Origin of the sequence: Deinococcus sp. YIM 134068, assembly GCF_036543075.1 — a bacterium.
In the GTDB taxonomy this organism is placed as follows: domain Bacteria; phylum Deinococcota; class Deinococci; order Deinococcales; family Deinococcaceae; genus Deinococcus; species Deinococcus lichenicola.
Window position 1 is genome coordinate 22,559 of sequence record NZ_JAZHPF010000009.1, and the last position, 24,062, is coordinate 46,620.

At 70.0% G+C, this 24,062-nt stretch carries 22 protein-coding genes and 3 tRNA genes; 8 read left to right on the top strand and 17 right to left on the bottom strand.

Annotated features, from left to right (window positions below; translation table 11 throughout):
• Nucleotides 1-34 precede the first annotated feature (34 nt).
• On the top strand, nt 35-1,063 hold the full coding sequence (locus tag V3W47_RS10425; protein ID WP_331825145.1) for an NAD(P)/FAD-dependent oxidoreductase: 1,029 nt from the start codon (nt 35-37) through the stop codon (nt 1,061-1,063).
• Nucleotides 1,064-1,142: 79 nt separating this feature from the next.
• Here the strand turns inward: V3W47_RS10425 and meaB are convergent, their stop codons facing one another.
• From meaB to V3W47_RS10450, 5 genes are all read right to left on the bottom strand, one after another.
• Nucleotides 1,143-2,078, bottom strand: a complete 936-nt coding sequence (gene meaB, locus V3W47_RS10430; RefSeq protein ID WP_331825146.1) for a methylmalonyl Co-A mutase-associated GTPase MeaB — start codon at nt 2,076-2,078, stop codon at nt 1,143-1,145.
• A 207-nt stretch (nt 2,079-2,285) separates the two neighbouring features.
• A complete protein-coding gene (locus V3W47_RS10435; protein ID WP_331825147.1) occupies nt 2,286-2,615 on the bottom strand; it encodes a DUF1905 domain-containing protein in 330 nt (109 codons plus the stop codon).
• A 47-nt stretch (nt 2,616-2,662) separates the two neighbouring features.
• On the bottom strand, nt 2,663-3,376 hold the full coding sequence (locus V3W47_RS10440; RefSeq protein ID WP_331825148.1) for a histidine phosphatase family protein: 714 nt from the start codon (nt 3,374-3,376) through the stop codon (nt 2,663-2,665).
• On the bottom strand, nt 3,373-4,455 hold the full coding sequence (gene purM / locus V3W47_RS10445) for a phosphoribosylformylglycinamidine cyclo-ligase (protein ID WP_331825149.1): 1,083 nt from the start codon (nt 4,453-4,455) through the stop codon (nt 3,373-3,375). Before purM ends, V3W47_RS10440 begins: the two co-directional genes overlap by 4 nt.
• A gap of 229 nt (nt 4,456-4,684) precedes the next feature.
• The gene (locus tag V3W47_RS10450) at nt 4,685-5,530 is read right to left on the bottom strand and encodes a 1,4-dihydroxy-6-naphtoate synthase (protein ID WP_331825150.1); all 846 of its coding nucleotides are present in this window, start codon (nt 5,528-5,530) and stop codon (nt 4,685-4,687) included.
• 70 nt (nt 5,531-5,600) lie between these two features.
• On the opposite strand from V3W47_RS10450, the gene V3W47_RS10455 reads away from it, so the two are divergent.
• The gene (locus tag V3W47_RS10455; RefSeq protein WP_331825151.1) at nt 5,601-6,134 is read left to right on the top strand and encodes a DUF6174 domain-containing protein; all 534 of its coding nucleotides are present in this window, start codon (nt 5,601-5,603) and stop codon (nt 6,132-6,134) included.
• A 121-nt stretch (nt 6,135-6,255) separates the two neighbouring features.
• Here V3W47_RS10455 and ribF read toward each other — a convergent pair whose 3' ends face one another.
• Together ribF and V3W47_RS10465 are read right to left on the bottom strand one after the other, a co-directional pair.
• Nucleotides 6,256-7,167, bottom strand: a complete 912-nt coding sequence (gene ribF / locus V3W47_RS10460; protein ID WP_331825152.1) for a riboflavin biosynthesis protein RibF — start codon at nt 7,165-7,167, stop codon at nt 6,256-6,258.
• Entirely contained in the window at nt 7,164-7,679 is a 516-nt protein-coding gene (locus tag V3W47_RS10465) for an NUDIX hydrolase (RefSeq protein ID WP_331825153.1), read from the bottom strand. The genes ribF and V3W47_RS10465 overlap by 4 nt, the downstream gene beginning before the upstream one ends.
• 101 nt (nt 7,680-7,780) lie before the next feature.
• Here V3W47_RS10465 and V3W47_RS10470 point away from each other — a divergent pair, with 101 nt between their 5' ends.
• The gene (locus tag V3W47_RS10470; protein ID WP_331825154.1) at nt 7,781-8,899 is read left to right on the top strand and encodes a deoxyguanosinetriphosphate triphosphohydrolase; all 1,119 of its coding nucleotides are present in this window, start codon (nt 7,781-7,783) and stop codon (nt 8,897-8,899) included.
• A 91-nt stretch (nt 8,900-8,990) separates the two neighbouring features.
• Here the strand turns inward: V3W47_RS10470 and pxpA are convergent, their stop codons facing one another.
• The 5 genes from pxpA to V3W47_RS10495 are packed head-to-tail and all read right to left on the bottom strand — an operon-like array spanning nt 8,991 to nt 15,588.
• Complete coding sequence (gene pxpA / locus V3W47_RS10475; RefSeq protein ID WP_331825155.1) at nt 8,991-9,761, bottom strand: 5-oxoprolinase subunit PxpA; 771 nt, start codon at nt 9,759-9,761, stop codon at nt 8,991-8,993.
• On the bottom strand, nt 9,761-11,020 hold the full coding sequence (locus tag V3W47_RS10480; protein ID WP_331825156.1) for a hypothetical protein: 1,260 nt from the start codon (nt 11,018-11,020) through the stop codon (nt 9,761-9,763). The genes pxpA and V3W47_RS10480 overlap by 1 nt, the downstream gene beginning before the upstream one ends.
• Entirely contained in the window at nt 10,929-13,961 is a 3,033-nt protein-coding gene (locus V3W47_RS10485) for an Eco57I restriction-modification methylase domain-containing protein (RefSeq protein ID WP_331825157.1), read from the bottom strand. Before V3W47_RS10485 ends, V3W47_RS10480 begins: the two co-directional genes overlap by 92 nt.
• Before the next feature lie 39 nt (nt 13,962-14,000).
• Nucleotides 14,001-14,957 carry a 5-oxoprolinase subunit C family protein gene (locus V3W47_RS10490; protein ID WP_331825158.1) on the bottom strand — a complete coding sequence of 319 codons (957 nt, stop codon included), beginning with the start codon at nt 14,955-14,957 and terminating at the stop codon, nt 14,001-14,003.
• Nucleotides 14,950-15,588 (bottom strand): 5-oxoprolinase subunit B family protein, encoded by a 639-nt coding sequence (locus V3W47_RS10495; RefSeq protein ID WP_331825159.1) that lies wholly within the window; start codon nt 15,586-15,588, stop codon nt 14,950-14,952. Before V3W47_RS10495 ends, V3W47_RS10490 begins: the two co-directional genes overlap by 8 nt.
• A gap of 53 nt (nt 15,589-15,641) precedes the next feature.
• On the opposite strand from V3W47_RS10495, the gene V3W47_RS10500 reads away from it, so the two are divergent.
• From V3W47_RS10500 to V3W47_RS10515, 4 genes are all read left to right on the top strand, one after another.
• Entirely contained in the window at nt 15,642-16,892 is a 1,251-nt protein-coding gene (locus V3W47_RS10500; protein WP_331825160.1) for a nitrilase-related carbon-nitrogen hydrolase, read from the top strand.
• A gap of 67 nt (nt 16,893-16,959) precedes the next feature.
• A tRNA-Ser gene (locus tag V3W47_RS10505) sits at nt 16,960-17,047 on the top strand.
• A 38-nt stretch (nt 17,048-17,085) separates the two neighbouring features.
• Nucleotides 17,086-17,177, top strand: a tRNA-Ser gene (locus tag V3W47_RS10510).
• A gap of 29 nt (nt 17,178-17,206) precedes the next feature.
• Nucleotides 17,207-17,283: transfer RNA gene (locus tag V3W47_RS10515), tRNA-Arg, on the top strand.
• An 11-nt stretch (nt 17,284-17,294) separates the two neighbouring features.
• Here the strand turns inward: V3W47_RS10515 and V3W47_RS10520 are convergent.
• The 5 genes from V3W47_RS10520 to V3W47_RS10540 all read right to left on the bottom strand — a co-directional run bounded on the left by V3W47_RS10520 (nt 17,295) and on the right by V3W47_RS10540 (nt 23,172).
• A complete protein-coding gene (locus tag V3W47_RS10520) occupies nt 17,295-18,368 on the bottom strand; it encodes a LacI family DNA-binding transcriptional regulator (RefSeq protein ID WP_331825161.1) in 1,074 nt (357 codons plus the stop codon).
• A 136-nt stretch (nt 18,369-18,504) separates the two neighbouring features.
• Nucleotides 18,505-20,112 carry an FAD-dependent oxidoreductase gene (locus tag V3W47_RS10525; RefSeq protein ID WP_331825162.1) on the bottom strand — a complete coding sequence of 536 codons (1,608 nt, stop codon included), beginning with the start codon at nt 20,110-20,112 and terminating at the stop codon, nt 18,505-18,507.
• Nucleotides 20,113-20,116: 4 nt separating this feature from the next.
• A complete protein-coding gene (locus tag V3W47_RS10530) occupies nt 20,117-21,007 on the bottom strand; it encodes a carbohydrate ABC transporter permease (protein ID WP_331825163.1) in 891 nt (296 codons plus the stop codon).
• On the bottom strand, nt 20,997-21,911 hold the full coding sequence (locus tag V3W47_RS10535) for a carbohydrate ABC transporter permease (RefSeq protein WP_331825164.1): 915 nt from the start codon (nt 21,909-21,911) through the stop codon (nt 20,997-20,999). The genes V3W47_RS10530 and V3W47_RS10535 overlap by 11 nt, the downstream gene beginning before the upstream one ends.
• A gap of 28 nt (nt 21,912-21,939) precedes the next feature.
• The gene (locus V3W47_RS10540) at nt 21,940-23,172 is read right to left on the bottom strand and encodes an ABC transporter substrate-binding protein (protein WP_331825165.1); all 1,233 of its coding nucleotides are present in this window, start codon (nt 23,170-23,172) and stop codon (nt 21,940-21,942) included.
• Between the two features lie 80 nt (nt 23,173-23,252).
• On the opposite strand from V3W47_RS10540, the gene V3W47_RS10545 reads away from it, so the two are divergent.
• Complete coding sequence (locus V3W47_RS10545) at nt 23,253-23,957, top strand: hypothetical protein (RefSeq protein ID WP_331825166.1); 705 nt, start codon at nt 23,253-23,255, stop codon at nt 23,955-23,957.
• Nucleotides 23,958-24,062 lie beyond the last annotated feature (105 nt).

Here is a 24,062-nt window from a genome sequence, read left to right on the forward strand (position 1 = left end):
TCAGCCGTCAGCCGTCAGTTTTCAGCGGGGCAGCATGAGTTCACCGGACCTTCTCATCGTCGGGGCGGGGTTGGGAGGGCTGGCGCTCGGGCAGGACACGGTGCGGGCGGGGCTGAACGTGCAGGTCCTCGACAAGTCGCGCGGGGTCAGCGGGCGGGCGGCGACGCGGCGGGTACCGCTGGACGACGGGCGCGAGGCACGGCTGGACCACGGGGCGCGGTTCTTCACGGCGCGTGGGGCGCGGTTGCGGGCGCTCGCGGAGGGCGGCGTGCGGGATGGCTGGCTGCGCGTATGGACGCGCTCGGTGGGCGAGTGGCGGGGGGGCACGGTCACGGTTCCGCCGCCCGCTCACCCCCGCTACGTCCCGACCGCCGGGATGAGCGCGCTGGGACGGCACCTCGCCCACGGCCTGAGCGTCACGACGGGCGCGGAGGTCACGAGCCTGGAACGCACCGGGGACGGCTGGCGCGTCCACGCCCGCGACGGGTCGAGTTGGACCGCCCCGCGCCTCGTCCTCAACCTGCCCGCCCCGCAACTCGCGCCCCTGCTGGGCGATCTGGTGGACGACTTTCCCACCCTCGCCGAGGCCGCGCGGGAGGTGGGCCGCGTGCGCTATGAGCCGTACTGGGCGGCGGGCATCGTGCTGGAGCGGGACCTGGACGCCGAGTGGGTCGGACTGCGGCTCCACGACCACCCCATGCTGGAATGGGCCGCCCGCGAACATACCAAACGCGAACCGGGCCAACCACCCGCCCTGATGCTGCAAGCAACCCCCGCATGGAGCACCGCCAACCTCGAACGCCGCCCCGAGGACGTGTTGCCCGAACTGCTGGACAGTACACGGAAGACGCTGGGCGACTTCACGCCTCTGCACGCCTTCGCCCACCGCTGGCGCTACTCCACGCCGACCGTTCGTGCATCCGGCCCGGCCCACTGGGACCCGGCCCTGAGCGTCGGCTGGTGCGGCGACTGGCACACGCCCGACGAGCACGGCCCACGGATGGAGGCGGCGCTCCTGAGCGGCTGGGCGCTGGCGCGGTGGGTGCTGGGCGAGGAGGGGTAGGCGGGGGAAGCGGGGCGGCACACCCTCCCCCTTCGTCCGCGCGGGGCACCGAAGACCGGCGCTCTTCCAACGCCCGACCTCAACTTCCCAACAGTTCCTCGGCGGCGGCGTCCGCGTCCAGTTCGCCGCTCGCCACCCGCGCGTAGAGGTTTCCCCCCAGCTCGCGCGCCCGCCTCAGCACCCGCTCCTGCACGAGCGTCCTGACCTCAAACTCGGCGCGGCGTTCGCGTCCGGCCCGCAGCCCCTCCTCCCCCAGGTGGGCGCGGTGGGCGAGGACGGCGGCGACGACCTCCGCGACTCCTTCCCCACGGGCGGCGACCGTCTTCACCACCGGGGCAAACCACGTTCCCGCGTCGTGGGCACCGAGACCCTGAGCCGCCTTCAACTCCCGCACCATGCGGTCGGCACCCGGCAGGTCGGCCTTATTCACGGCGAGCACGTCGGCGATCTCCATGATGCCCGCCTTGAACGCCTGCACCCCGTCGCCCCCGGCGGGCGTCAGCACGAGCAGGGTGTGGTCGCACACGGCGGCCACGTCCACCTCCGACTGGCCCACGCCGACCGTCTCCAACATCACCCAGTCGAAGCCCGCCCCCTCCAGCAGCGCGAGGACGGGCAGGGTGCGCGGAGAGAGGCCCCCCAGCGCCCCCCGGCTGGCGAGCGAGCGCACGAACACGCCCGCGTCGGCGTGGTGCCGGAGCATGCGGATGCGGTCGCCGAGGATCGCCCCGCCCGAGTAGGGGCTGGAGGGGTCCACGGCGAGGACGGCCACCCGCTTGCCCTCCGCCCGCAGGTGCGTGATCAGCCCGTCCGTCAGGGTGCTCTTGCCACTGCCGGGGCTACCCGTCACGCCGAGGACGACCGCGCGCCCGGCCCGTTCTCGTGCAGCACGCAGCAGGGGACGCGCCCCCTCCAACCCGCTCTCGGCAAGGGTGATCGCGCGGGCGAGGGCGCGGGGATCGCCCTCCCGGTAGCGGCTGAGGAGGGAGGCCGTCGGGGCGAGTGGGGCGGTCATCCCGCCTCCGGGCAGGGCAGAGGGGAAGGAAGGGGCATGTCCGCCCACCCTAGAGCGTTTGACGTGGGAAGGGGAACTGTGGAGTCGCCAGTCGCCAGCTTCCAGTCGCCAGGAGACTTGCGGGGCCGGGCCGTCGTGCTGTTGTCAACTGCCCTGGAACAGGTGGGCCGGGCAGGTCATCCGCGCCGTTCGGGAGAGGCCCGCCGTTCAAAACGCCTCCGCCTCGTCCGGTGTCTTCCGGGGACGTTGGCCGGACCGCACCTCCAGCCGCAGCGTCACCGTATCGCCCTCCTCCAGCCCCTCGGCCCGGCGAACGCTCGCCTTGATTGGCACCAGGTAGCGCCCCTCCTGCGGAAACAGCGAGGTGGTCCATAGGGTCTCACCGAGGCCTACCTGTACGGGAATCATGCCCCAGCCGTAGGTCACGAGCGACGAGGCGGCCTTCAGGGTCTCACACCCCTCCGGCGGCACGGTCACGAAGTACCACGGTGCGGGACCCCGCCAGTGCCAGAGGGGACCGCTGAAGGTCAGGCTCACCCCCGGAGTGTAAGGCGAAGGTCTCTTCGAATGGACCGACGCACGCCTTATGGAGCTTGCCCCAGCACGTCGTCCGCCTCGGTCGCCTCCAGCAGATTCTCCAGGTGCGCGTCGTCGTTGAAGCCGAGCAGGGTGCCGCTCTCCTCGCCCAGCAGGACGCGGGTGATGCTCGTGTTCGTGACGCTCAGGCGTGCCCAGGCGTGGACCGACACCCCGCCGAGCGCGAGGCCGACGGCGACGCGGACGACCCCGCCGTGGGTGAAGACGAGGACGCGCCCCCCCGGATGCCGGACGCGCAGGGCGTGGAAGGCCGCGCCGCAGCGGGAAAAGAGGTCCTCCATGCTCTCGCCACCGGGTCGGCGGGTGCGCCACGGGTCGGCGCGCAGGGCGGTGAGGTAATCGGGATGCCGCACCTCGATGTCCGCCATGACGAGGCCGCCGAGTTCGCCCACGTCGATCTCGCGCAGGCCGGGGTCGGGCTGCACCTCGGGCGCTCCGGCGAGGCGTTCGGCCACCATGTCGGCGGTCTGGGAGGCGCGGGCGAGGTCGCTCGTGTACACGGCGGCGAAGCTCTGCCCGGTCAACCGCTCGGCGAGGCTGGCGGCCTGGAGAATTCCGATATGGCTCAGCGGCACGTCGGTCTGCCCCTGATACCGTCCATCGGCGTTCCAGGTACTCTCGCCGTGGCGCACCACCCAGAACTCGGTGGCGGTGGCCCGGTCGGGCGGCACGAAGCCGAAGGGGGCGCGGCGCGTGGTCAAGGGCTGACCCCACTCACGGCCTCGCCCGGCGTGCCCCCGGAGAAGGTTACACCCTGCCCGGCCACCATCTCCCCGATGACCCAGGGCGATTCCCCGGCGGTTCGAAGGGCTTCCAGAGCCGCCGAGACCTGATCGGCGGGCACCATGAACAGGAAGCCCACGCCCATGTTCAGCGCGCGGAACGCCTCGGCGCGGTCCACCCGCCCCTCGCGCACGATCAGCTCGAAGAGGGGCGGCACCGTCCACGACGCCGTATCCACCCGCATTCCCACCCCCTCGGGGAAAACGCGCGGCGGGTTGTCCACCAGCCCGCCCCCGGTGATGTGCGCCATGCCGTGAATCGGCACGCCCGCCGACCGCAGCGCGTCGAACGCCCCCAGGTAAGCGCGGTGCGGCACCGTGAGGAGGTCCTCCAGCCGCTCGCCACCGAGGTCCGCGCGGGCTTCGGTCCAGTCCAGGCCGTCCAGCGCCATGCGCGCGAGGCTGTAGCCGTTGGTGTGGAGGCCCGTACTCGGCAGAGCGATCACGGCGTCCCCCGGCGTCAGGCGCGAGCCGTCCACGAGGGCGGGGCGGTCCACCACGCCGACCACGGTGCCCACGATGTCCAGCTCGCCCTCCATATACACGCCGGGCATCTCGGCGGTCTCGCCCCCTAGCAGGGCGACGCCCAACGCCTCACACGCTCCCGCCGCACCCGTCACCACCTCGGCGACGACCTCGGGCCGGAGCCTCCCCATCGCCACGTAGTCGAGGAAGAAGAGGGGCCGCGCCCCCTGCACGAGGATGTCGTTGACGCAGTGGTTCACGATGTCGGCACCCAGCCCGGCGAAGCGCCCTGTGCGGGCGGCCACCTTCGTCTTCGTGCCCACGCCGTCGGTGGAGGCGACGAGGACCGGATCGCTCAGTCCCGCGAAGTCCGGGCGGAACAGTCCGCCGAAGCCGCCCAGGCCACCCAGCACGGCGGGCGTGTGCGTCCGCGCCACCGCGTCCCTCATCAGGGAGACGGCCCGGTGCCCCGCGTCGATGCTCACGCCCGCCCGCTCGTATGCCGACCCCGCGCTCCCGTTGCCTTCCGTCATGCTTCCCCCACGTCCCGCCCTCGGCGAGTTCGGCAGGCAGTGTAGCGGAGCCGCGAATGTGGAGGGTCGGTCGCTTAGGTGTTCCTCCCTCTCCCCTTGCGGGAGAGGGCCGGGGAGAGGGGTGGCAAGCCCCGCTTGCCCTTGCTGTTGGAGTGTCCAAGCCTGCGCATTCGGTATGGACGCCAGGCCCGTTCACCCCCTCCCGGCCTCCCCCCTCAAGGGGGAGGAGCTAAAAGCCCTCCACAAATAGCGGCAGCGACGACTCCTTCACCGCCCCCACCTCCACTGCCCGGCGGTGCAACTCGCGCACGGCCCGCTCGCCCTCCTCGCCCACGTCGAGGGAAAAGTCGTTCACGTACAGGTCGATGTGGGCGCGCATCACGTCGTCGCTCATCTCCAGGGCGTGCTGGCGGATATAGCCCATCGGCTCCTGCGGGTGGGCGTGGGCGTACTCCAGGCTGGCCCGGACCGCCGCGTTCAGGCCGCGCTGCACGCCCGGCGGGAGGTCACGACGGACCAGAATCGCGCCCAGCGGCAGCGGCAGCCCCGTCTCGCCCTCCCACCATGCGCCGAGGTCGAGGAGTTTCACCAGCCCGTGTGCCGGATACGTGAAGCGCGACTCGTGGATGATCAGGCCCGCATCTACCTCGCCCCGCGCGACGGCGGGCATCACCTCGTCGTAGCGCAGGCGGACGAGGCGCACGTCGGGGTAGGCGAGGCGCAGCAGGAGTTCGGCGGTCGTCAGGGCACCCGGCGAGGCCACCAGCCTCCCGTTCAGGTCCCCGACCTCGCCCCGTGCGACCACGAGCGGCCCCACCCCGCGCCCCAGCGCCCCGCCCGCGCGCAGGGCCACGTAGCGGTCCATCACCTCAAAATAGGCGCGGTAGCTGATCTTGGTGATGGGGAGGCGGCCCTCCACCGCCCACTCGTTGAGGGTCTGCACGTCCTCCAGCCGCTCGCGCACGGGGAGGGGCGAGGAGACGCGCCCGGCGTGCAGCGCGTAGAAGATGAACGTGTCGTTCGGGCAGAAGGAATACCCGAGGTCGAGCGTCGTGACGGCATCGAGGTTGGTCATGGGGTCAGGGTACGCCCGCTCCTCACCGCGCATCAGGGCCGCGTCACATCCCGGTGGGTAGGCTGGGAGCATGTTCAAGGTGCTGCCGCCCGTCCTCCTCGCCCTGAGCCTGTGCGCGTGCGTGCCGCCCCAGACGGAGGCGCAGGAGGAAAGCATTCCTCTCGGCAGCTCCTCCGGCAAGGTTCTTTGCGCGCCCGGCTATACCCGGCCCAACTTCGCGGCCCTGCGGCGCGAGCTGACCGCCGCTCAGGTGGTCTGGGAGACGGCGAATGTCCGCGACTACAGCTACAGCTTCGCGCAGATCGCCGCGCCCGTCCGCTTCCCCACCGTGCGCGTGACCGTGCGGGGCGGGGTGGCTCAGCCCGTGACCCTCGCCGCCGGGGAGACGGGCGAGCCGGGGACGCAGGCGCGCGGGGCGGTAGAGGACCGCTTCGCCGACATCGCGCAGAAGCTGGCCTATCAGGAAACGCAGCCCTGCCCCGTCGTGGAGGTGAGCTACGACGCGCGGAACGGCCACCCCACCCGCCTCTCCACGGGCACCGGTCAGGAGAACATCGCGGACGGCAACGGCGAGTGGACGGTGACGAACTTCACGCGGCCATAAAGCTCAGGAGTCGCCAGTCGCCAGCAACCAGTCGCCAGAACAGCGGAGACATGCTCATCCCGACTGCCGAACCGCCGAATTCCTACCTCATCCCTTATCCCTCATCCCTCATCCCTCATCCCTACCCCACGTCCCGCAGCACGGCCCGCGCCGCCTCCGCGTCCCGCGCGAGTTGGGCCTTCAACTCGTCCAGCCCGCCGAACCGCTGCTCGCCGCGCAGCCGGGCGAAGAACTTGACCTGCACCTCCTCGCCGTAGAGGTCGCCCTCGTAGTCGAAGAGGTGGACCTCGAAGCGCCGCGCCGTGCCATTCACGGTGGGCCGCACGCCCACGTTCGCCATGCCGTGCCACCTCTGGCGATTACCCGGCCCGCGCTCGGTGATCGCCACGACTGCGAAGACGCCCAGCGGGAGCGCCTTGCCCTCCGGCACTCGGATGTTGGCGGTGGGCCAGCCGATGGTTCGTCCCAGGCGGTCGCCCTGCACGACCACCCCCTGCGCGTCGTAGTGGCGGCCCAGCAGTCGGCCCGCGCCCTCCACGTCGCCCACCCGGAGGTATTCGCGGATGCGGGTGCTCTTGATGTCGTCACCGCCGAGCTGGTGCATGGGCAGCGCGACGACCTCGCGCGTCACGTCCCGCAGATCGGCCACGCCGCCCGCCCGCCCGCGCCCGAAGTGGAAGTCCTCGCCCACCACGACGGTGCGGGGGTGCAGGGCGCGCAGATCGTCCAGAAACGCTTCTTTGGGCCGGGCCGCGAACTCGGCGGTGAAGGGCACGGCCACCGTCTCGTCCACCCCGTAGCGGGCGAGGAGGTCGAGTTTCTCCGGCAGCGTGGACAGGAACTCGACCCCCTGCGTCAGCACGCGCGTCGGCGGGTCGAAGGTGTAGACCACGCTGGGAACGCGGTGTTCGCGCGCCTTCGCCTTGAGCTGCGCGATGAGCGCCTGATGGCCCAGATGCACCCCGTCGAAGGAGCCGACCGCCACCACCGTCCCCGTGTCGGGGCGCTGGGAGGGCGAAACGTAGGTCTTCACCCCTCGCCCCCTGCAAGAGCCTGCACCCCGTAGAGGGCCGCCGTGACCGTGCTCGCGCTGCCGATGATCGTGCCGTCGCGCAGACCGTCCAGCACGAGGTGGGGCGGCATCCACACGACCTCGATTTCCTCGTCCTCGTCGTGGTCGAGCTTGCTGTCACGCAGGTTGCTGGCCCGGAGGACGTACAACAGCTCGTCGCAGAAGCCGGGGCTGGAGTAGAAGCGGGTCAGCAGGGTCATGTCGCCGTCCAGCCCCGCCTCCTCCTGAAGCTCGCGGCGGGCGGCCTCCTCGGGGGTCTCGCCGTCGTCAATGAGGCCTGCCGGGGCCTCCAGCGTCATCGCGTCCACCGCTCGCCGCCGCTGGCGCACGAGCAGCATCTCGCCCGCGCCATTCAGCGCGAGGACCGCCACCGCGTCGGCGTGGCGCACGATCTCCCACTTGCCCTCCTGAAGTTCGAGCCGGACGATGTGGCCGTCGTAGATGATCTGAGTGCTGGAGTCGGGGGTGGTCATGCGGGCAATCTAGTGGATGCAGCAGGTCGAAGACGGAAGGCAGAAGGGTTAAGATTTGGGCCTTTTGCCTTCTGCCTTCCGCCATCTGCCAAACTGCCCCCATGCTCACCCGCGCCGACCTGGAGGCCCGCGAGGCGCGCACCCTCGCCCCCTACGCGACCCTGAGTGCAGGAGCGCGCGGACGCGAGTACCCCGAACCCGAGAGCGGGACCCGCACCGCCTTTCAGAAGGACCGCGACCGCATCCTCCACACGACGGCCTTTCGGCGGCTGGAGGCCAAGACGCAGGTGTTCCTCAACGCGCAGGGCGACCACTACCGCACCCGCCTGACACACACGCTGGAGGTCTCGCAGGTCGCCCGCTCGGTGGCCCTGACGCTGGGCCTCAACGAGACGCTGGCGGAGACGGTCGCCCTCGCGCACGACCTCGGGCACCCACCCTTCGGGCACGCGGGCGAGCGGGTGCTGAACGGGCTGATGCGGGAGCACGGCGGGAGCTTCGACCACAACACGCAGGCCCGCCGCATCGTGACCCGGCTGGAGGACCGCTACCCCAGCTTTCCGGGACTGAACCTCACCCTCGACACGCTCGACGGCCTGAACAAGCACGCGCGGGCCGGGCTGGGACCGCCGGGGCTGGAGGCGCAACTCGTGGACGCCGCCGACGCGCTGGCGTACACGGCGCACGACTTGGACGACGGGTTGCGGAGCGGCCTCCTCACCCCCACCCAGCTCGCGGACCTGCCGCTGTGGCGCGACCTCCTCGCCCGCGTGCCACCCACCACGCCCAACCTCACCGACCGAGACCGCCGCACCCTCCACCGCGAGTTGCTGGGCTGGCTCATCACCGACCTGACGCACGCGAGCCACGCGGCCATCGTCGCCAGCGGGATTCAGAGCGCCGAGGACGCCCGCGCCCACACCGGGCCAGACGGCGGGCGGCTCATCACGTACAGCGACCCTACGCGCGCCCTCCTGCGCGAGACGAGCATCTTCCTGCGCGAACACCTCTACCGTCACTGGCAGGTGGAGATGCAGGTGGAGCAGGCCACCCGCGTGCTGACGACCCTCTTCACGGCCTTTCTCGCCCGGCCCTCCATGCTGCCGCCGGGCGTGCGTGCCCGAGCCGAGGCGGACGGCCTGCCCCGCGCCGTGTGCGACTTCATCGCGGGGATGACGGATCGGTATGCGATGGAGACGTACCGGGCGGTGACACCGTGAGCGGTCAGCTTTCAGCTATCAGCCGTCAGCAGTTGAGTTCTCGTTGGGTGCGAGGAAGTGTTGAACCCACCGTGAGGTGAGGGCGTCCGCCTCAGCCTTTCCGCTGAGAGCTGAACGCTGACGGCTGACGGCTCACCTTCACCCCCGCCCCCTCCAACGCCCGCCGCAGGTCCCGCGCCAACTCCGCCGCCTCTGCCCCGTCGCCGTGCAGGCAGAGGGTTCGGGCGGGGACACGCACCGTCTCGCCCGTCACCGCCGTCACCGTGCCTTCCAGCGCGAGGCGGACGCCCTGTGCGATGGCCTCGGCATGGGGCAGGAGGGCACCCGCCTGACCGCGCGGCCACAGGGAACCGTCGGGTGCATACCCCCGGTCAGCGAAGCCCTCGCCCCAGGTCTCTAACCCCAGCGCGGCGGCCTCGCGCAACATGACGGACGCCTCCCCCGCCAGCCCGAAGTAGAGCGGGATGCCGGAGTCCTTCACCGCCTGGGCGATGGCGCGGGCCAACTCCGCATCCTTCACCGCCATGTTGTAGAGCATCCCGTGGGGCTTGACGTGCGCTAGGCGGACTCCCTCACGGGCCGCGACAGCCTTCAACGCCTCGATTTGCTCGCGCACGAAGGCCGTCACCTCGCCGGGCGGGAAGTGCATCTCCCGCCGCCCGAAGCCCTCGCGGTCGGGGAAGCCGGGGTGGGCACCCGCCGACACGCCATGTTTCGCGGCGAGGCGCAGGCTGTCGCGCATCGTCTCCATATCTCCCGCATATCCGCCACACGCAATATTCGCGCTCGTGACGAAGGGCATGACGAGCGCCTCGTGCGGACCGCCTTCGCCGAGATCGGCGTTGAGGTCGAGGATGGGCATCAGAACCGCTCCAGGAACCGCTCGACCACGGCTCTCTCGTCCGTGGTCAGCCCATAAAGGTTGTACACCACGTCATTCAACTCCGCCTCTCGCGCCCCAATCTCACCCCGCAACTCCGCCATGCGTGTTCGCCATCCAGCCAGGGTATCCAGGTAGGCCCGCACGTCCGCCCCCCGTTCGGGCACGCGCAGGGCCAGGAGTTCGTCCCGCCCGATGCTGCGCCGCTGTGCCAGCACTTCGCGCACCAGCCGCGCGTGTTCGGCCCCCAGCGTCAGCGTTCCCTTTCCAACCCTCTGCGTGACCTCGCCGGGTTTGCCCAGCAGGCTCTCGCCGCCCTCTTGCACCTTATTCGCCTCCAGCCGTTGCGGCAGCCCTGCCGACTGTGCCAGATTGCCCAGCTCATCCAACTCGGGCAACTCGCCCGTCCCCCGCCGCTCCTCGCTCACGCTATCGGGGAAATCCCGCGCCTGCACTTCCAACCCTCGCAGTTCCCCGGTGAGAGCGGTCAGCTCACGTGCCAGGCGTGAGAGACAATCCCGCTGGGCAGAGGTCGAAGCCGGGATGGGAAGGTCACGGATATAGGCGTCGGCGTAGGAGTAATACCCTCCGCTATAAACAATGCCCGAGGTCTTGATAAAGAAGTCGGCTGGGTGGCTGGAAAGGAGAGTAGCGAAATATTTCGTTAGGGCATTGTCGAGTAACTGAACCCCATAGGCTCCACCCCCTTTTCCCCCAGCCTGAAAAAAATTCCCCATCGTGTCTGAAGCCCCTTGAGATGACCTCCCCAAGAGTTGCATTACAATTTTCCGCCCCGAAGACGCCTCCAAGCTTTGAGGGCGTGCCAAGTCATACCACCGCCACTCATCCTCCCTCCCCACCCTGTACTTCCCGTTCTCCCTTCCCCTCAGCGCCGCCTCATGCGTGTTTAGGTAGGCCCACAGGTGCGGGTAGACGGCTTCCAAGTTGGGAAAGTCGGCGGGGTATCCGGCGAAGACGCGGCGGCCCTCGCGTCTGCCTTTTGCGGCGGTCACGTGGTCGCGGTACTGGGCGGTAGGCATCAGCTTGAAGCCTGCCTCGGTTTCCAGGTAGGGGAAGACGACCCACCAGCCCTGCCAGTCGATGTGCCAGCGTTCCACATCCTTGCCGAACAGGAAGGGGCGCAGGGCGTCACGCTCGATGATGACGGAATCGCCGCCGCCACGGGGCCGGAGGGTGAGGAGGGCACCGTCGGCACTGCGGCTGATCTCGCGCAGGACCATAATGCTGTCGGCACTTGTTTGAATGCCAGCGAAGCCACCGCTGACGGTCGAGGTGTACGTTCTGAGCCTGCGGTATGGCGTGCGTGCATCCCCTCCTCCTAAACTTGAAGTGTTGCTGCTGTGCTGTGCTGTGCTGTGCTGTGCTGTGCTGTGCTGTGCTGTGCTGTGCTGTGCTGTGCTGTGCTGTGCTGGCGCTGTTGAAGGCGGTGCGGCGGGCATGGGCGAGTGCGGTTTGCACGTCCGGGTCCACCTCACGGCCCACGGCGTCCAGCTTCTCGAACACGGCGCGTTCCTCGGGCGGCATCAGGAACCAGCCCGCGTGGGTAAAATCGCGGCGGCCCGCCTCGACCTCACCCGCTCGGGGCGGGTCAACGGTGAGGGCGTCGCCCAACTCACCCAGGTCGGCGGCCTTTCCGGCGCGCAGGTCGGCGTAGGCGTCCCGGACTTGACTCAGGGCGTCGGCGGGATCGAGCGGCAGGGTACGCGGCACAAGGCGCACAGCGGGAAAGGGGGCGGAACTCTCGGGGGTGGCGGGGGTGCCCGCGCGCTTCTGCACGCTCAGGATGGCGGGGTAGACCAGCGCCTCCTTGAAGAGCTTGCTGGCACGGGTTTCATGCGCGGGCTGGAAGGTGGCCGCGCCCATGTTCAGCAAGGAGCGCAGGTGGGCCACTCGGGGCAGGTTCTGGCGCAGCCCGGCGGCGTATCCGGCGTTCATGAAGCGATTGGGGAGGATGTAGGCGAGCCTGCCACCGGGCCTCAGCCAGCCGTGCGCCTCCTCACCCTGACGGCCCAGCAGGGCACGCTCGACGAACGGGATGTAGAGGTCGAAGTTGCCGCTGGCCCAGACGTACAGGTTCTCCCAGTAGCGGCGCAGGTCCTCGGGCAGATTCTGAATGCGGACGTAGGGCGGATTGCCCACCACGTAGTCGTATTTGAGGTAGTGCTTGAGAATCAGGCCCAGCATCAGGTCTTCCAGCGTCTTCAGGAAGCGCCCGTCACCGTGCTTCTCCTTGAGGTCTTTCAGGGTCTCCCAGACCTGTTCCGCGTAGGGGGTCAGGTACTCGACCTGCCCCTGCAACCGCTTCCCCGACGCCTGCCCCCGCGCCAGAAAGGACCGGATGTTCGGGCCGAGGTCGGGAAGGGCCTGCTTGCGGTCGAACGCCTGCGAGCGCAGTTCCACGGCGGCGAAAACGGCTTGCAGGGCGCGCAGCCACTCGCGCTCGTTGTCCACCACGCCCCGGCGCTTGGCTTCCTCGACCTGTGGGAAGGTCAGGTGGACGGTGTGCCCGCTTTTCTTGCCCACGCGGATGGGCAGCTCGATCTGCGCGGTGATGGTGGTGCCGCCGAAGTCCAGGCCGAACATGCTCTGGCCCTTCTGGCTGCCCTGCGTGAAGGCCTCGCCCTCCAAGTTCTCCTGCCGCAGCGAGTCGGTGCGGATGACGGGCAGACGGCGCAGCACGAAGTCCGGGTCCTGCTCGGCGGCGCGGGCGTAGAGCGGCACGAGCAGCGCCGCGAAGTTCACCTGCGCCATGATGACGGCGAAGGGGTTGAGGTCGAACGCGACCAGGGCGTAGTCCTCGGTCAGGCCGCGCAGGGTCTCCACCGGGTCCCGGCCCGCGTTGGCGCTGAGGTAACGTCTCAGCGCCCCGATCAGGAAAGTTCCGCTGCCGGTCGCCGGATCGAGCAGGCGCTCGTGCCGCCCCCCGCCGTACCCGACCTCATCCAGGATGAAGTTCACCACGGCGGGCGGCGTGTAGAACTCCCCCAGCGCCTTGCGGGTCTCGGGGTCGAAGTATTGCTGGTACAGCTCGCCCAGCAGGTCGCCTTCCAGCGTGCTGAAATCGAAGCGCAGCAGGGCGAGCAGCAGCCGGGCCAGGGCGTCGGAGAACGCGGCGGCGGGACCGGGGGCGGCAGCGGCGTAGTCCCGCCACCAGTCGAAAATGTCGGTGGCGTACACGCTGGTGAACAGAGTGCGGGCATAGCGGTCGAACAGGTCGCGCACCGCCTCCGGGTACGCCTTGGAAGGAAGTGTCCCCGTTCGGTCGTCGGCGTATCGCCCCAACTCCGTCAGGAGCTGATCGGCGAGGCTGGTGCCGCCCGTGATGGCTCCGCCCCGGCTGTGGTCCTGAATGACCTTGGCGAGCATCAGCCGCGCGGCGAGGGCGTAGGAGGTTTCCAGCGCGAACGAGAAGCGGTACAGCCCCTCGCCGGAGGTGTCGCTCAGCGCCCCCGAATCCCGCCAGAGCCTCGGGATGTGATCGGCGTCGAGTTCACGCGCGTACACCTTTTTCCAGAAGTCGTAACTGCCGCCCACGAACTCGCTCTTGCCCTGCAAGTCGCCCAGAAGCTGCGCGGTGGCCTGCACGAGCGAGGCGAAGGGGCTGCCCTGCTGTAACCCCAGCGAGTAAAGGAACTGGGCGCTGGGCAGATCGTCCGCGTGCCGGAGGGGCAGGCCTTCACCCTGCGACTCGCGCACCCGGACCTCGACCTGCGCCCGGTCCAGCGGATTCAGCGTCTGCTTGGCAAGGGGCGCAAAGTCGGGTGCCCGCAGTTCGGCGGCTGTTCCAGAGGTCAGGTCAGTCAGGGCCTGTCCGTCCCGGCGGTACAGCCGGAAGCCGGAGCCGTTGGTCAGAATGCCGAAGCGGGCGCGCAGGTCGCGGACGTAGCGGGCCAGTTGGTCCACATGGTCGGTCAAATCCTCGCTGGGCCGCTTGACCTCAACCACAACCTGAATACTGTCGTCGCTGTTGAGCAGCAGGGCATCGGGAATGCCGCTCTTCCCTTTGGGTTTGCGGCGAATATCCCGTCCGGTGCGCTCGTAGCCCAGTGCCTCGTAGAACCTGGTTTCCGTCAGGGTGTGTTCCACGGCATCCTCGGTGAAACCAGCCTTGACACGCCGCGAGAGCGCGTCCAGCGCGGCATTGAATTGATCGGCGTCCATGTACGGCCATCATCTCACGGCAGGGCCGAGGGACGGACCTCATTTCCGCATGTACCACCACGACAGCGCCGCCTCCACCGCCCTCAAGCTCCGCTCCCGTGCCCTGAGTGCCCCGTGCGCCTCCCTCACCGTCACCACCTGGAACCGCACCCGGTCGCCGGGCCGCAGTTGCCCGAGTGCCGGGCAGTCCACGCTCGCCACGACCAACGGTGTGAGGTAGCCGCCGTGCGTCCCCGCGTCAGGAAGCAGGAGGATGGGACGCCCATCCGGGGGAAGCTGCACTGCGCCGGGCGGGTTGGGGAAGCTGATGCGGGTGGGGTCGTGCGGCGTGGGGACGCTCTCGCTCAGACGCACGCCCATCCGGTCCGCCTGCCCGCTCACCGTGAGAGTGGGACCGCAGAGCGCGGCGAGGAGGTCGGGCGTGGCCTCCGGCGTGGGCAAGGCGCGGAGCACGAAGTTGGGTCCGGTCGGTGTCTGGAGATCAGGATTGATGAAGGCGCGCAGCGGTTTGGCGTGTGGCCGGACGAAGCAAAAGAGACGGTCTCCCGCCCGCAACGCCCGCCCCTCCAGCCCACCGAAGCCCGTTCTGAGGTCGGTGGAGCGGCTGCCGAACGCCTCCTGCCCGTCCAGCCCGCCCCGCACGGCGAGAAAGGCCCGCGCGCCCCGCCCCGTGCCGAGGATGGAGAGCGTCTGCCCCGCCCGAATGGGGACAGCTCGCCACAGCGGAAACGGCCCGCCGTCCAGCCTCGCCTCGAAGGGAGCGCCGCAGAGGGAGATGAGGGCGTCCGCGTGGAAGCGCAGAGTGGGTCCACTCAGGGTCAATTCCAACCCCGCCGCGTCCGCTGAGTTGCCGACGAGGGCATTCGCCAGCCGCCGCGCCACCGGGTCGGCGGCCCCACCCTCCGGCACTCCGAGCGCCCGCGACCGTCGCCCGGCGTCCTGTACGGTCGTCAGCAGGCCGGGCCGTTCCACCGTCAGCGAGGGTGATTCAACCATCCAGCTCACTCACATTCTCGAACCGCACCCGGTCCCCCGCCCGCCACAGCACCGGGTCGGCGCGGGCCACGTCAAACAGCACGGCGTCCGTGTGCCCGACGATGCGCCACCCGCCCGGCGTCTCGCGCGGGTACACGCCCGCCCACGGGCCGCCGAGCGCCACGCTGCCCGCCGGAACCCGCTCGCAGGGGGTGTCCAGCCGGGGCATCCGCAACCCCTCCGGCAATCCTGTCAGGAACGCGAAGCCGGGGGTGAAGCCGAGAAAGGCAACCTCTAGCGTCAGCCCGCACAGGGCGCGGACGAGGCCGGGCACGTCCAGCCCAACCCGCTCGGCGCACCACGCGAGGTCCGGCCCGCCGAAGGTGACGGGGAGGGTAAGGGTGCGGCCCGTGTTCTCCGATTGCGCCTCCAAGCCCGACAGCCGCCACGCCAGCGCCGCCGTCAACTCCTCCGGCCCCACCGTGAGCGGGTCGTACAACACCGTCAACACGCCGAGGGCAGGCACCGCCTCCCGCACACCGGGGAGGGGCCGACCCGTCAGGCTGGCGAGCAACTCCCGCGCAAGGGGCGAGCGCACGACGAGCGCCGCGTCGCCCAGCGGGGTGATGTCGGGTGCTCCAGCCTCCAGCATGAGCGCATGATTCCACGCCACCTTCTCAATACAGGCCCGATAGGCTGGTCGGCATGACCCCCGCCGAGCGGACCTTCCGCGCCATCGCCGTGCAGCCGAAGTGGGGTGCCGCCGACTTCGCCACCTCCGACACCTTCCGCGCGTGGATGCGCTCGCAACTGGAGTTGAGCCGCCCGCACCTCGCCCCGGACCATCCCAACCTCGTTGTGCTGACAGAACTCAACGGGCTGCCGCTCGTGCTGCGCGGCGTTCCACTCGCCGTCCGCGCCGGGACGTTCGAGCGGGCGGCGCTCGTGCTGGTCCTGCGCCACTTGCCCCACGTGCTGCCCGTCCTGCTGCGCGAGCGGGTCTTCCCCATCCGCGCGCTGCAACTCGCTCTCAGCGCGGAGAACACCCGCCTCTACCTGGAGACGTGCCGCGACCTTGCCCGCGAGTACGGCGTCTACCTGTGCTGCGGCTCGACCCCGATGCCCCGCTACCGATTGGAGGGACGGCGGCTGGTGCGCGAGCCGGGCACCCTCCACAACGAGACCGCCTTGCTCGACCCGCGCGGGGAGTTGATCGGCGTGGCCGACAAGGTTCACCTCACGCCCGCCGAGGAGGCCGGGGGCGTGGACCTGACGCCGGGGCCGCTGGGAGAGCTGCGCGTCTTCCCCACCCCGGTCGGCGACCTCGGCGTGGCGATCAGCCTCGACGCCTTCCGGGCGGACGTAATCTCGCGGCTGGAGGTGCAGGGCTGCACGGTCCTGTTGCAACCCGACGCGAACGGTGCCCCGTGGACTTCCCTGGAGGGCCTGCCCCCCGACCCGGCCAACCTGCGCGACCAGCCCGTCGCGTGGCTGGAGAGCAGTTGGCAGGCGACGACGACGGGCCAAGCAATCCGTTACGCGGTAAATCCGATGGTCGTGGGCAATCTCCTCGACCTGACGTTCGACGGGCAGAGCGCGATCACTGGCCGCGAGGAAGACACCCCCGACCCCCGCTCCTACGTGCTGACCGACCCCCGCCCCGGCTTCCTCGCCCTCACGCCCTGGGTGGAGGACGGCCCGCCCGACGCTCTGCGCGCCGCAGGGCAGCACCTCGCCGCCCGCAGCGGTCACGCCCGCGAGAACGAGTACCGGACGGACGTGCTCCATGCCGACCTGACTCTGCCACCCAGCCGGGTGCCCGTCCCGCCCCGCACCGAGCACGAGCGCGCATTGGCCGCACTGCTACGGGGAGAGGCGACGCTGCCCCGTTCGCGTCCGCTCTGGCCCCTGCTCGCCGTCCTCGCCCTCCTCCTCGCCATCTGGCGGAGGCGTTGACAAGGCCAGGGGGGGTGCCTATACTTCCTTTCGCGCTTGAGCAGGCCTGGGCGCGCCCCACCACCAGGGGGGGTTGGCCGAGTGGTTGAAGGCAACGGTCTTGAAAACCGTAGTAGGGCAACCTACCGGGGGTTCGAATCCCTCACCCCTCGCCAAGACACAGGGCCAGCGCATGACAATCCGGTGCCTCTTTGGAGAGGTGGGTGAGCGGCTTAAACCAAGCGTTTGCTAAACGCTCGTAGGGGTAATTCTCTACCGCGGGTTCGAATCCCGCCCTCTCCGCCAAGCACCACCGAGCACGACCAATACTGCACGCGCCCGTAGCTCAGCTGGATAGAGCGTCTGACTACGGATCAGAAGGCCAGGAGTTCGAATCTCTTCGGGCGCGCCACACAAGACCCCCTAGCGGGGGTTTTCCTTTTTGGTGGGCAGCTCAGGGCCGGAATGGGGCGGTGGCCCCATGCTCGCGCCCTCCACCCACTCGCAGGGGAGGGTGATGGGACGGCTTGTCTCCCCCGCGAGGAGAGCGGCGAGCATCCGCACCGCCGCGCGGCCCATCGGCGGGCGGGGGATGCGGGAGTGCGCCCAGCCGGGGGGCAACTCACCCTGCGCGATGGGGTCGCCCAGTACCGCGAAGCTGTAAGACGCGGGCCAGCGGTGGCCGAGGGAAGCGGCGGCCCCAACCCACGCGGCGGCGAGCACCTCGTTCTCGAACAGCACGCCCGTCACCCCGGCGGCCAGATGCCCGGCGACGAGGGCGGGCGTCACCTCGTCGGGACGCACCACCGCGCCAACTGTGCCCGTGCCCTCCACCGCCTCCCGGTAGCCGCGTTCCCGGTCGGCGGCGGATTCGTGGACCAAAGGAGCGCCGAGGTACAGGGTGCGGCGGTGCCCGTGGGCGAGCAGTTGCCCCAGGGCATGCCCGGTCGCGGCGGCGTAGTCGGCGGTGACGTGGGGCAGCTCGAAGCCCGGCACCTCCCGCCGCCCGATGAAGACGACGGGGTGGCCCTCGCCGAGCAGCCGGGCGAGGTCGGCGCGGCTGGCCCCGTCCACCTGCCCCAGCATCACCGTGCCGTCGGCGAGGCGCAGTCGGCTCGTGCCGTCGCGGTACAGGGGCCGCGCGCCTCCCCCAGCGGCGGGCCGGGTGTGCAGCAGCAGGTCGTAGTCGAGATCGGCGGCGGCCTCCTCTATTCCCTCCAGAAAGGGAGCGAAGAAGTCCCGGCTCCCCGAGGGGAAGACCGGCTCGTAGGTGAACACCCCCAGGATGCGGTTCTGCCCCCCGGCGAGGCGGCGCGCGGCCACGTTGGGCACGTACCCGACCTCGCGCATGGCCTGAAGCACTTTCTGGCGGGTCGTCTCCGGGATGCGGACCCCGCCGCCCCGCCCATTGAGGACCTGCGACACGGCGGCCTGCGACACCCCGGCGAGTTCGGCGACCTCGCGCTGGGTGGGACGCTTGCGGCGTTCAGGGGTCATGCCGGGTCGGGCACAAGGGAGAGGCTGGGGGACTGCTCGCCCCAGCACACCGGGAGTTGGACCGTCTTCTCTTCAAGGCCCCCGCACTCATCTGCTGACCGCTGAAAGCTGACGGCTGAAGGCTCACCGCTCCCCACTAAAACCCCGGCGAGGGCGTGAGCCGCTGCGCCTCCGGCCAGTGCAGCTCGAAGCCGAGGTCCTGCGAGATCAGGCGCTGAAAATCCGCGAGCAGGCCGGGCGTGTTCCGCACCGCGCGGGGCGTCGTGCCCGTGTTCAAGGCGTGCGCGGCCAGCGCCCCCGCCGCCTCGCCGATGTTCCACTCGACGGGATGCAAGCGGTAACAGCCGTTCGTGATGTGCGTGACTCCGAGGTTCTTCGCGGCGGGGAGCAGGTTCTCCACCCGCAGCGGGATCAGCGCCCCGAGCGGAATCTGGAAGGGCCACGAGGCGATGTCCACGTAGTTGCGCCCCCGTGTGGACGGGTGCAGGTCGATACGGTACTGCCCGATGCCCACGGTGTCGGCGAAAGCTTCGGCCCCCCGAAGCTCCCCACGTGCCTCCACCCCCACCATTTGTTCCAGCACGGTGAACTCGGCCCGGATGCGGCGCGACTCGCGCACGTAGATCGCCTTCGCCAGCCCGTCACGGGTGCCCGTCACGTCCCCGCGCAAGCGCAGGCCGGGGTAGCCCTCGCCCCTCCCGTCGTGCCTCGGCGCTTCCGTCTGCATCCAGTACAGCAGGCTGAGACTGAGGTCCCGCGCGCCGTCCAGATGCTTTTGCCGCTCGGCCTCGTCCACGCCCAGGATCGGCCCCAGCCAGTAGTCGATCTGCGGCCAGTTCACGAGGGTGATGTCGCTGGGGTAGCGGCCCTCCGGGTAGTGGCGGCGGGCGAAGATGCGCCGGAAGTGCCACAGGTCGCCCCCGTGCGGCGTCTCGTCCGGGTTGCCGAACAGGTCGCGGAAGACGGCGCGGTGGGTGATGGGGTGGCAGAGGGTCCAACTGAGCTGCTTGCCCGGCCAGAAGTCGGCCTGATACCCGCGCCAGAAGCTGTACCCGGCGGGCCTATCGATGGTGTGGTCCTCGCCCTCCAGGTGGTCCAGAGCGAAACACCAACTGATCGCCTGCTGGTTGAGGGGATCGGCCTCCGACAGCGCGTGCGGCTCGCCCGTCTCGGCCTGCCCCTCCGCACCGATCACGCTCTCCACGCCGCCGAGGTCGAGGAGTTCGCCCGTCTCGGTCGCGTCGAGGACATAGGGGGCGGTGAGGACCGTGCGCTCGCCCGAGGGGACGTGCTCCACCGTGACGGCCTCCACCCGGTCGCCGTTCATCCCCACGGAGATGGGGCGGGTGTCGAGCAGCACGTCGAGCTGACGGTTCGCACGGTACGGCGCGAGCATCGCCTCCAGAACGGCGAGGGCCACGCGCGGCTCGTGACACAGGCGGCTGACCGTACCCGCGCCGGGGTTGAGGTGGACCTCATTGCGGGACTCCGGGCGTAGCGGGTAGTGCTGACGGTAGTACGCCCGCACGCCCTCCCGGAAGGCGCGGTAGCTCGCGGTGCAGCCGACCTCCTCGATCCACACGCCCTCATCGGGGGGCACGGCCTGGGAGGTGAGCTGCCCGCCGAGCCAGTCGGTCTCCTCGGTGAGAATGACGCGGCGGCCCAGGCGCAGGGCGGAGAGGGCGGCGGCGACCCCGCCCACGCCACCGCCGATGATCAAAATGTCCGTGTGGTGTTCCAGCAAGAGATCAGCCTTTCGTGCCGCTCGCCGCGAGGCTCTCGATGAACTGCCGCTGCGCCAGCAGGAAGGCCAGCAGCACCGGCAGCGCCACCAGGACGCCCGCCGCGAGGGTGAGGTTCCAGTACACGCCGCCCAGGGGGTCGGTGAAGCGTTGCAGCGCCAGCGGCAGGGTGAGCAGCGCCTCCCGGCTGAGGTAGATCAGCGGGTTGAAGTAGTCGTTCCACGAGTTGAGCACCGCGAAGATCGCGGCGGTTGCCAGCGCGGGCCGGGAGAGCGGCAGCAGGACGTACCAGAACACGCCCAGGGTGCCCAGCCCGTCCACCCGCCCGGCGTCCTCCAGCTCGCGCGGCAGGGTCAGGAAGTGCTGGCGCATCAGGAAGACGGCGAAAGCACCCGTCGCGCTGAAGATCTGGAGCAGGATCACGGGCAGGTGGGAGTTGGTCAGGCCCAGGCGGCTGAACAGCACGAACTGGGGTACGGCGGTCAACTCGCTCGGCACCATCATCGCCAGGAGGCTGAGGATGAAGACTACATCCCGCCCCGGGAAGCGCAGCCGCGAGAAGGCGTACCCCGCGACGGCGGCGAGCAGCACCGTCAGCGGCACGACGAGCGCGGCGATGTAGAGGCTGTTGAGGTACTGCCGGGCGAACGGGTAGTTCTGGAAAACTCCCCGGAAGTTCGCCGTCGTCAGGTCCGCCAGCCGCACCTCGAAGGGACTCCCGAATATCGCCGTCGTCGTCTTGAAGGCCGAGACGAACAGCCACAGCAGCGGCAGCAGGAAGGGCAGGCACACGAGGAACAGGACCGCGTACAGCAGCCACGACCAGCGCCGCTCGCGCCGGGCCGCCGCCGGGGAGCGGGTGGCGGGGGGCGCGCCCGTCAGCCCCTCAGTCTTCATAGAACACCAGCCGCCGCCGCAGCGACCACTGCGCGAGCGTCAGCGCCAGCACGAGGACGAACAGTACGGCGGCCACCGCGCTCGCCGAGCCGAACTCGAAGAACTGGAAGCCCTGCTTGAACATCAGCACGATCAGCGTGGTCGTCGCGTCCGCCGGGCCGCCCCCGGTGAGGACGTAGACGGGCGTGAAGAGTTTCAGCGCCCCGATGAGCGTGATGATGAACACGAGGAAGAAGGTGGGCGAGATCAGCGGCAGCGTGATGCGCCGGAACGCCTGCGCGGGGGTCGCCCCGTCCAGCCGCGCGGCCTCGTGGAGTTCGGGCGGCACTCCTTGCAGGGCGGCGAGGAAGATCACGGCGTTCAGGCCCACCGCCTTGATGACCTCGATCACCACGACGGTCCACAGGGCGGTGGAGGGGTTGAAGAGCAGATTCGCTCCCTCCACGCCCAGCCGCCCCAGCCCGGTGTTGATCGGCCCCTCGGGCTGGAGGAGAAACTTCCACACGAGCGCCCACGCGACGACCGGCATGACGACCGGAGAGAAGATGATCGTGCGGAAGAGGCCGATGCCCCGCAGCCGCGCGTTCAGCAGCGAGGCGAGGCCCAGCGCCATGCTGATGTTGAGGACGAGAATGCCGACCGTGAAGAGCGCCGTGACGCCCGCACTCTTGAGGAATGCGGGGTCGGCGGCCAGCCGCGTGTAGTTCCTTAAGCCCACCCACTGCGGCTCGTCCAGCAGCGACCAGCGGGTGAGGGACACACCCAGCACGGCGACCAGTGGCCCCGTCACGAAGACGAGCATCCCCAGGACGTAGGGCAGGACGAGGAGCCACCCCAGCAGTCCCTCGCGCTGGCTGCGCCGCAGAACGCGCCGGGTGGGGGCAGGTCGGGCGTCGGTCGTCATAGGTGGGGAGAGTGAACCCGCGTCCGACTCACAGCCCGTCCAATTGGCGGCAGAGGTCGTTGAGCACGTTCCCTACGTTCGCGCCGGGCTGGTACAGCCGCTCGATGCCGCTGGCGATCACGTCGTTGGCCCGCAGGAAGTTCTCGCCCGTGCGGAACACGCGCGCGCTCGGAAGCTGGTTGACGAGGGCCGTCCGCAGTTCGGCGGTGGGGATGGCCGGGTTGCTGCTCAGGTAGGCCCGGCTGTTCAGCACGCTCTTGCGGGGCGGCGGGAAGAACTTGGCGGTGCGCGCCATCACGGCGGGCGAGGCGAGGAAACGCAGGAACGCCTGCGCCTCGTTCGGGGACTGCGAGCGGGCGAAGACTACATATCCGGCCTGTCCGAGCTGCGTCACCCGGCCCGCCGGACCCTTCGGCAGCGGCGCGACACCCCACTTGAAGGCGGCGTCGCCAAGCTGCGCGCTGAAGCTCACGTTGTCGATGTACATGCCCAGCCGCCCGCTCTGGAAGGTCGTCTGGTCGCCGGGTCGGGGCAGCGAGCCGTCCCGGAAGGTCATGTCGTACATCAGTTGGAAGGCCCGCACGCTGCCGGGCGAGTTGAGCGCGCACTTCAGGTTGCTGTCGAAGGCGTTGCCCCCGTGCGACCACAGCACCCCGAGCGTGCCGCTGTTCCACGCCTTCACGTCCAGCCGCATGATGCGTGCCCCGTAGGCGTCGGTCCTGTCGGTGATGGTCTTGGCCGCCGTGCGGAAGGCCGCGTAGTCCCACGTTCCCCGGCTGTACTGCCGCAGCGGGTCCACCACGACGGATTGCCGGAAGAGGTCCTTGTTGTAGAACAACACCTGCGGCGAGTTGGAGAAGGGCACCCCGTACACCGCCCGCCCCTGCCGCCACAGACTCAGGGCGCTGACCGGGAAGTCCGCGACGTTGAAGGCCCGCTCCGCCGTCAGGCCGCTGAGGTCCCGCAGCGAACGGCTCGCCAGGAAGGTCGGCACGCTCTGTTCGGCCAGCCAGCCCACGTCGGGGCCGTCACCCGAGGCAAGTTGCACGGCGACCTTGCGCGCGTAGTCGGCGAAGGGCGTGACCTCCACCGTGACGTTCACGCCGGGATTCTGCGTGCCGTATTCCCGCGCGAGCTGCTGGAGGAGGGCCAGCCCCTCACCGCCCGCCCAGGTGGAGAAACGCAAGTTGACCTGTTGCGCGTCCGCGAGGGAGGCGGCGAGCAGGACGGAGAGGCTGACGGCCAGACCACATCGGTTCATGGGGACCTCCGGAATTGAGCGGTTGATAATGCGTATTATCAAAAGTGGTCCGCCTGTTGTCAACGCCACCCGGAGGAACCGTGCCCGAACCTTCCCCCCAGCCCATCGGTCGCCTCACCGCCACCCTCCGCGAAGCTCATACCAGGGGTGAACTCGCCCTGATCGCCAGCCTGCCCGCCAACGAGCCGGAGTACGTGACGGCGGCCCAGCGCGGCGGCGCACACGCCCTCAAGCTGCACTTCGGCCTGACCCACCGGGCGAGCGGGCGGCGGCTCCCGACGCTGGAGGAGGGGGCAGACCTCGTTCCACGTCTGCGAGACCTCGCTCCGGATGTGCCCCTCGGTGCCGTCCTCGGTGACACCCCGGAGACGGTGGACCGGGCGCTCGACCTCGCTGCCGAATTGGGGCTGGACTTTATCAGCGCCTACGCACACGCCCTGCCCGCCCGCGCCTTCGATCTGGGCTTCGAGGTCCTCGTCGCGCTGGACGACCGCTCTCCGCCGGGGTGGGCTGCCCACCTTCCCGCCGGGGCGCTGCTGGAGGCGTCCGTCGTGCCCCACGCGGAGTACGGGACGCCTCTGACCGCCGCCGATCTGCTGCGCTACGCCGAGCTACGTGCCCTCACCTCTGCCCCGCTCGTCATCCCGACCCAGAAGCTCGTTCGGCCCGCCGACCTCCCGGCCCTGCGGCGGCTCGGGGCCGACGCACTGATGTACGGGGTCGTCGTGACGGGCGAGGGGGCGGAGGGCTTCGAGCGGATGGCCCGGCGTTACCGGGGTGAGTGAACCGCGAGGAGTGATCTCCTTTGCCCCTCTCCCCAGCCCTCCTCCGCAAGGGGAGAGGGAGAAAAAGACAGTCTCCGGCACGGCAGTTTCCTCCAGCCCAGCCCA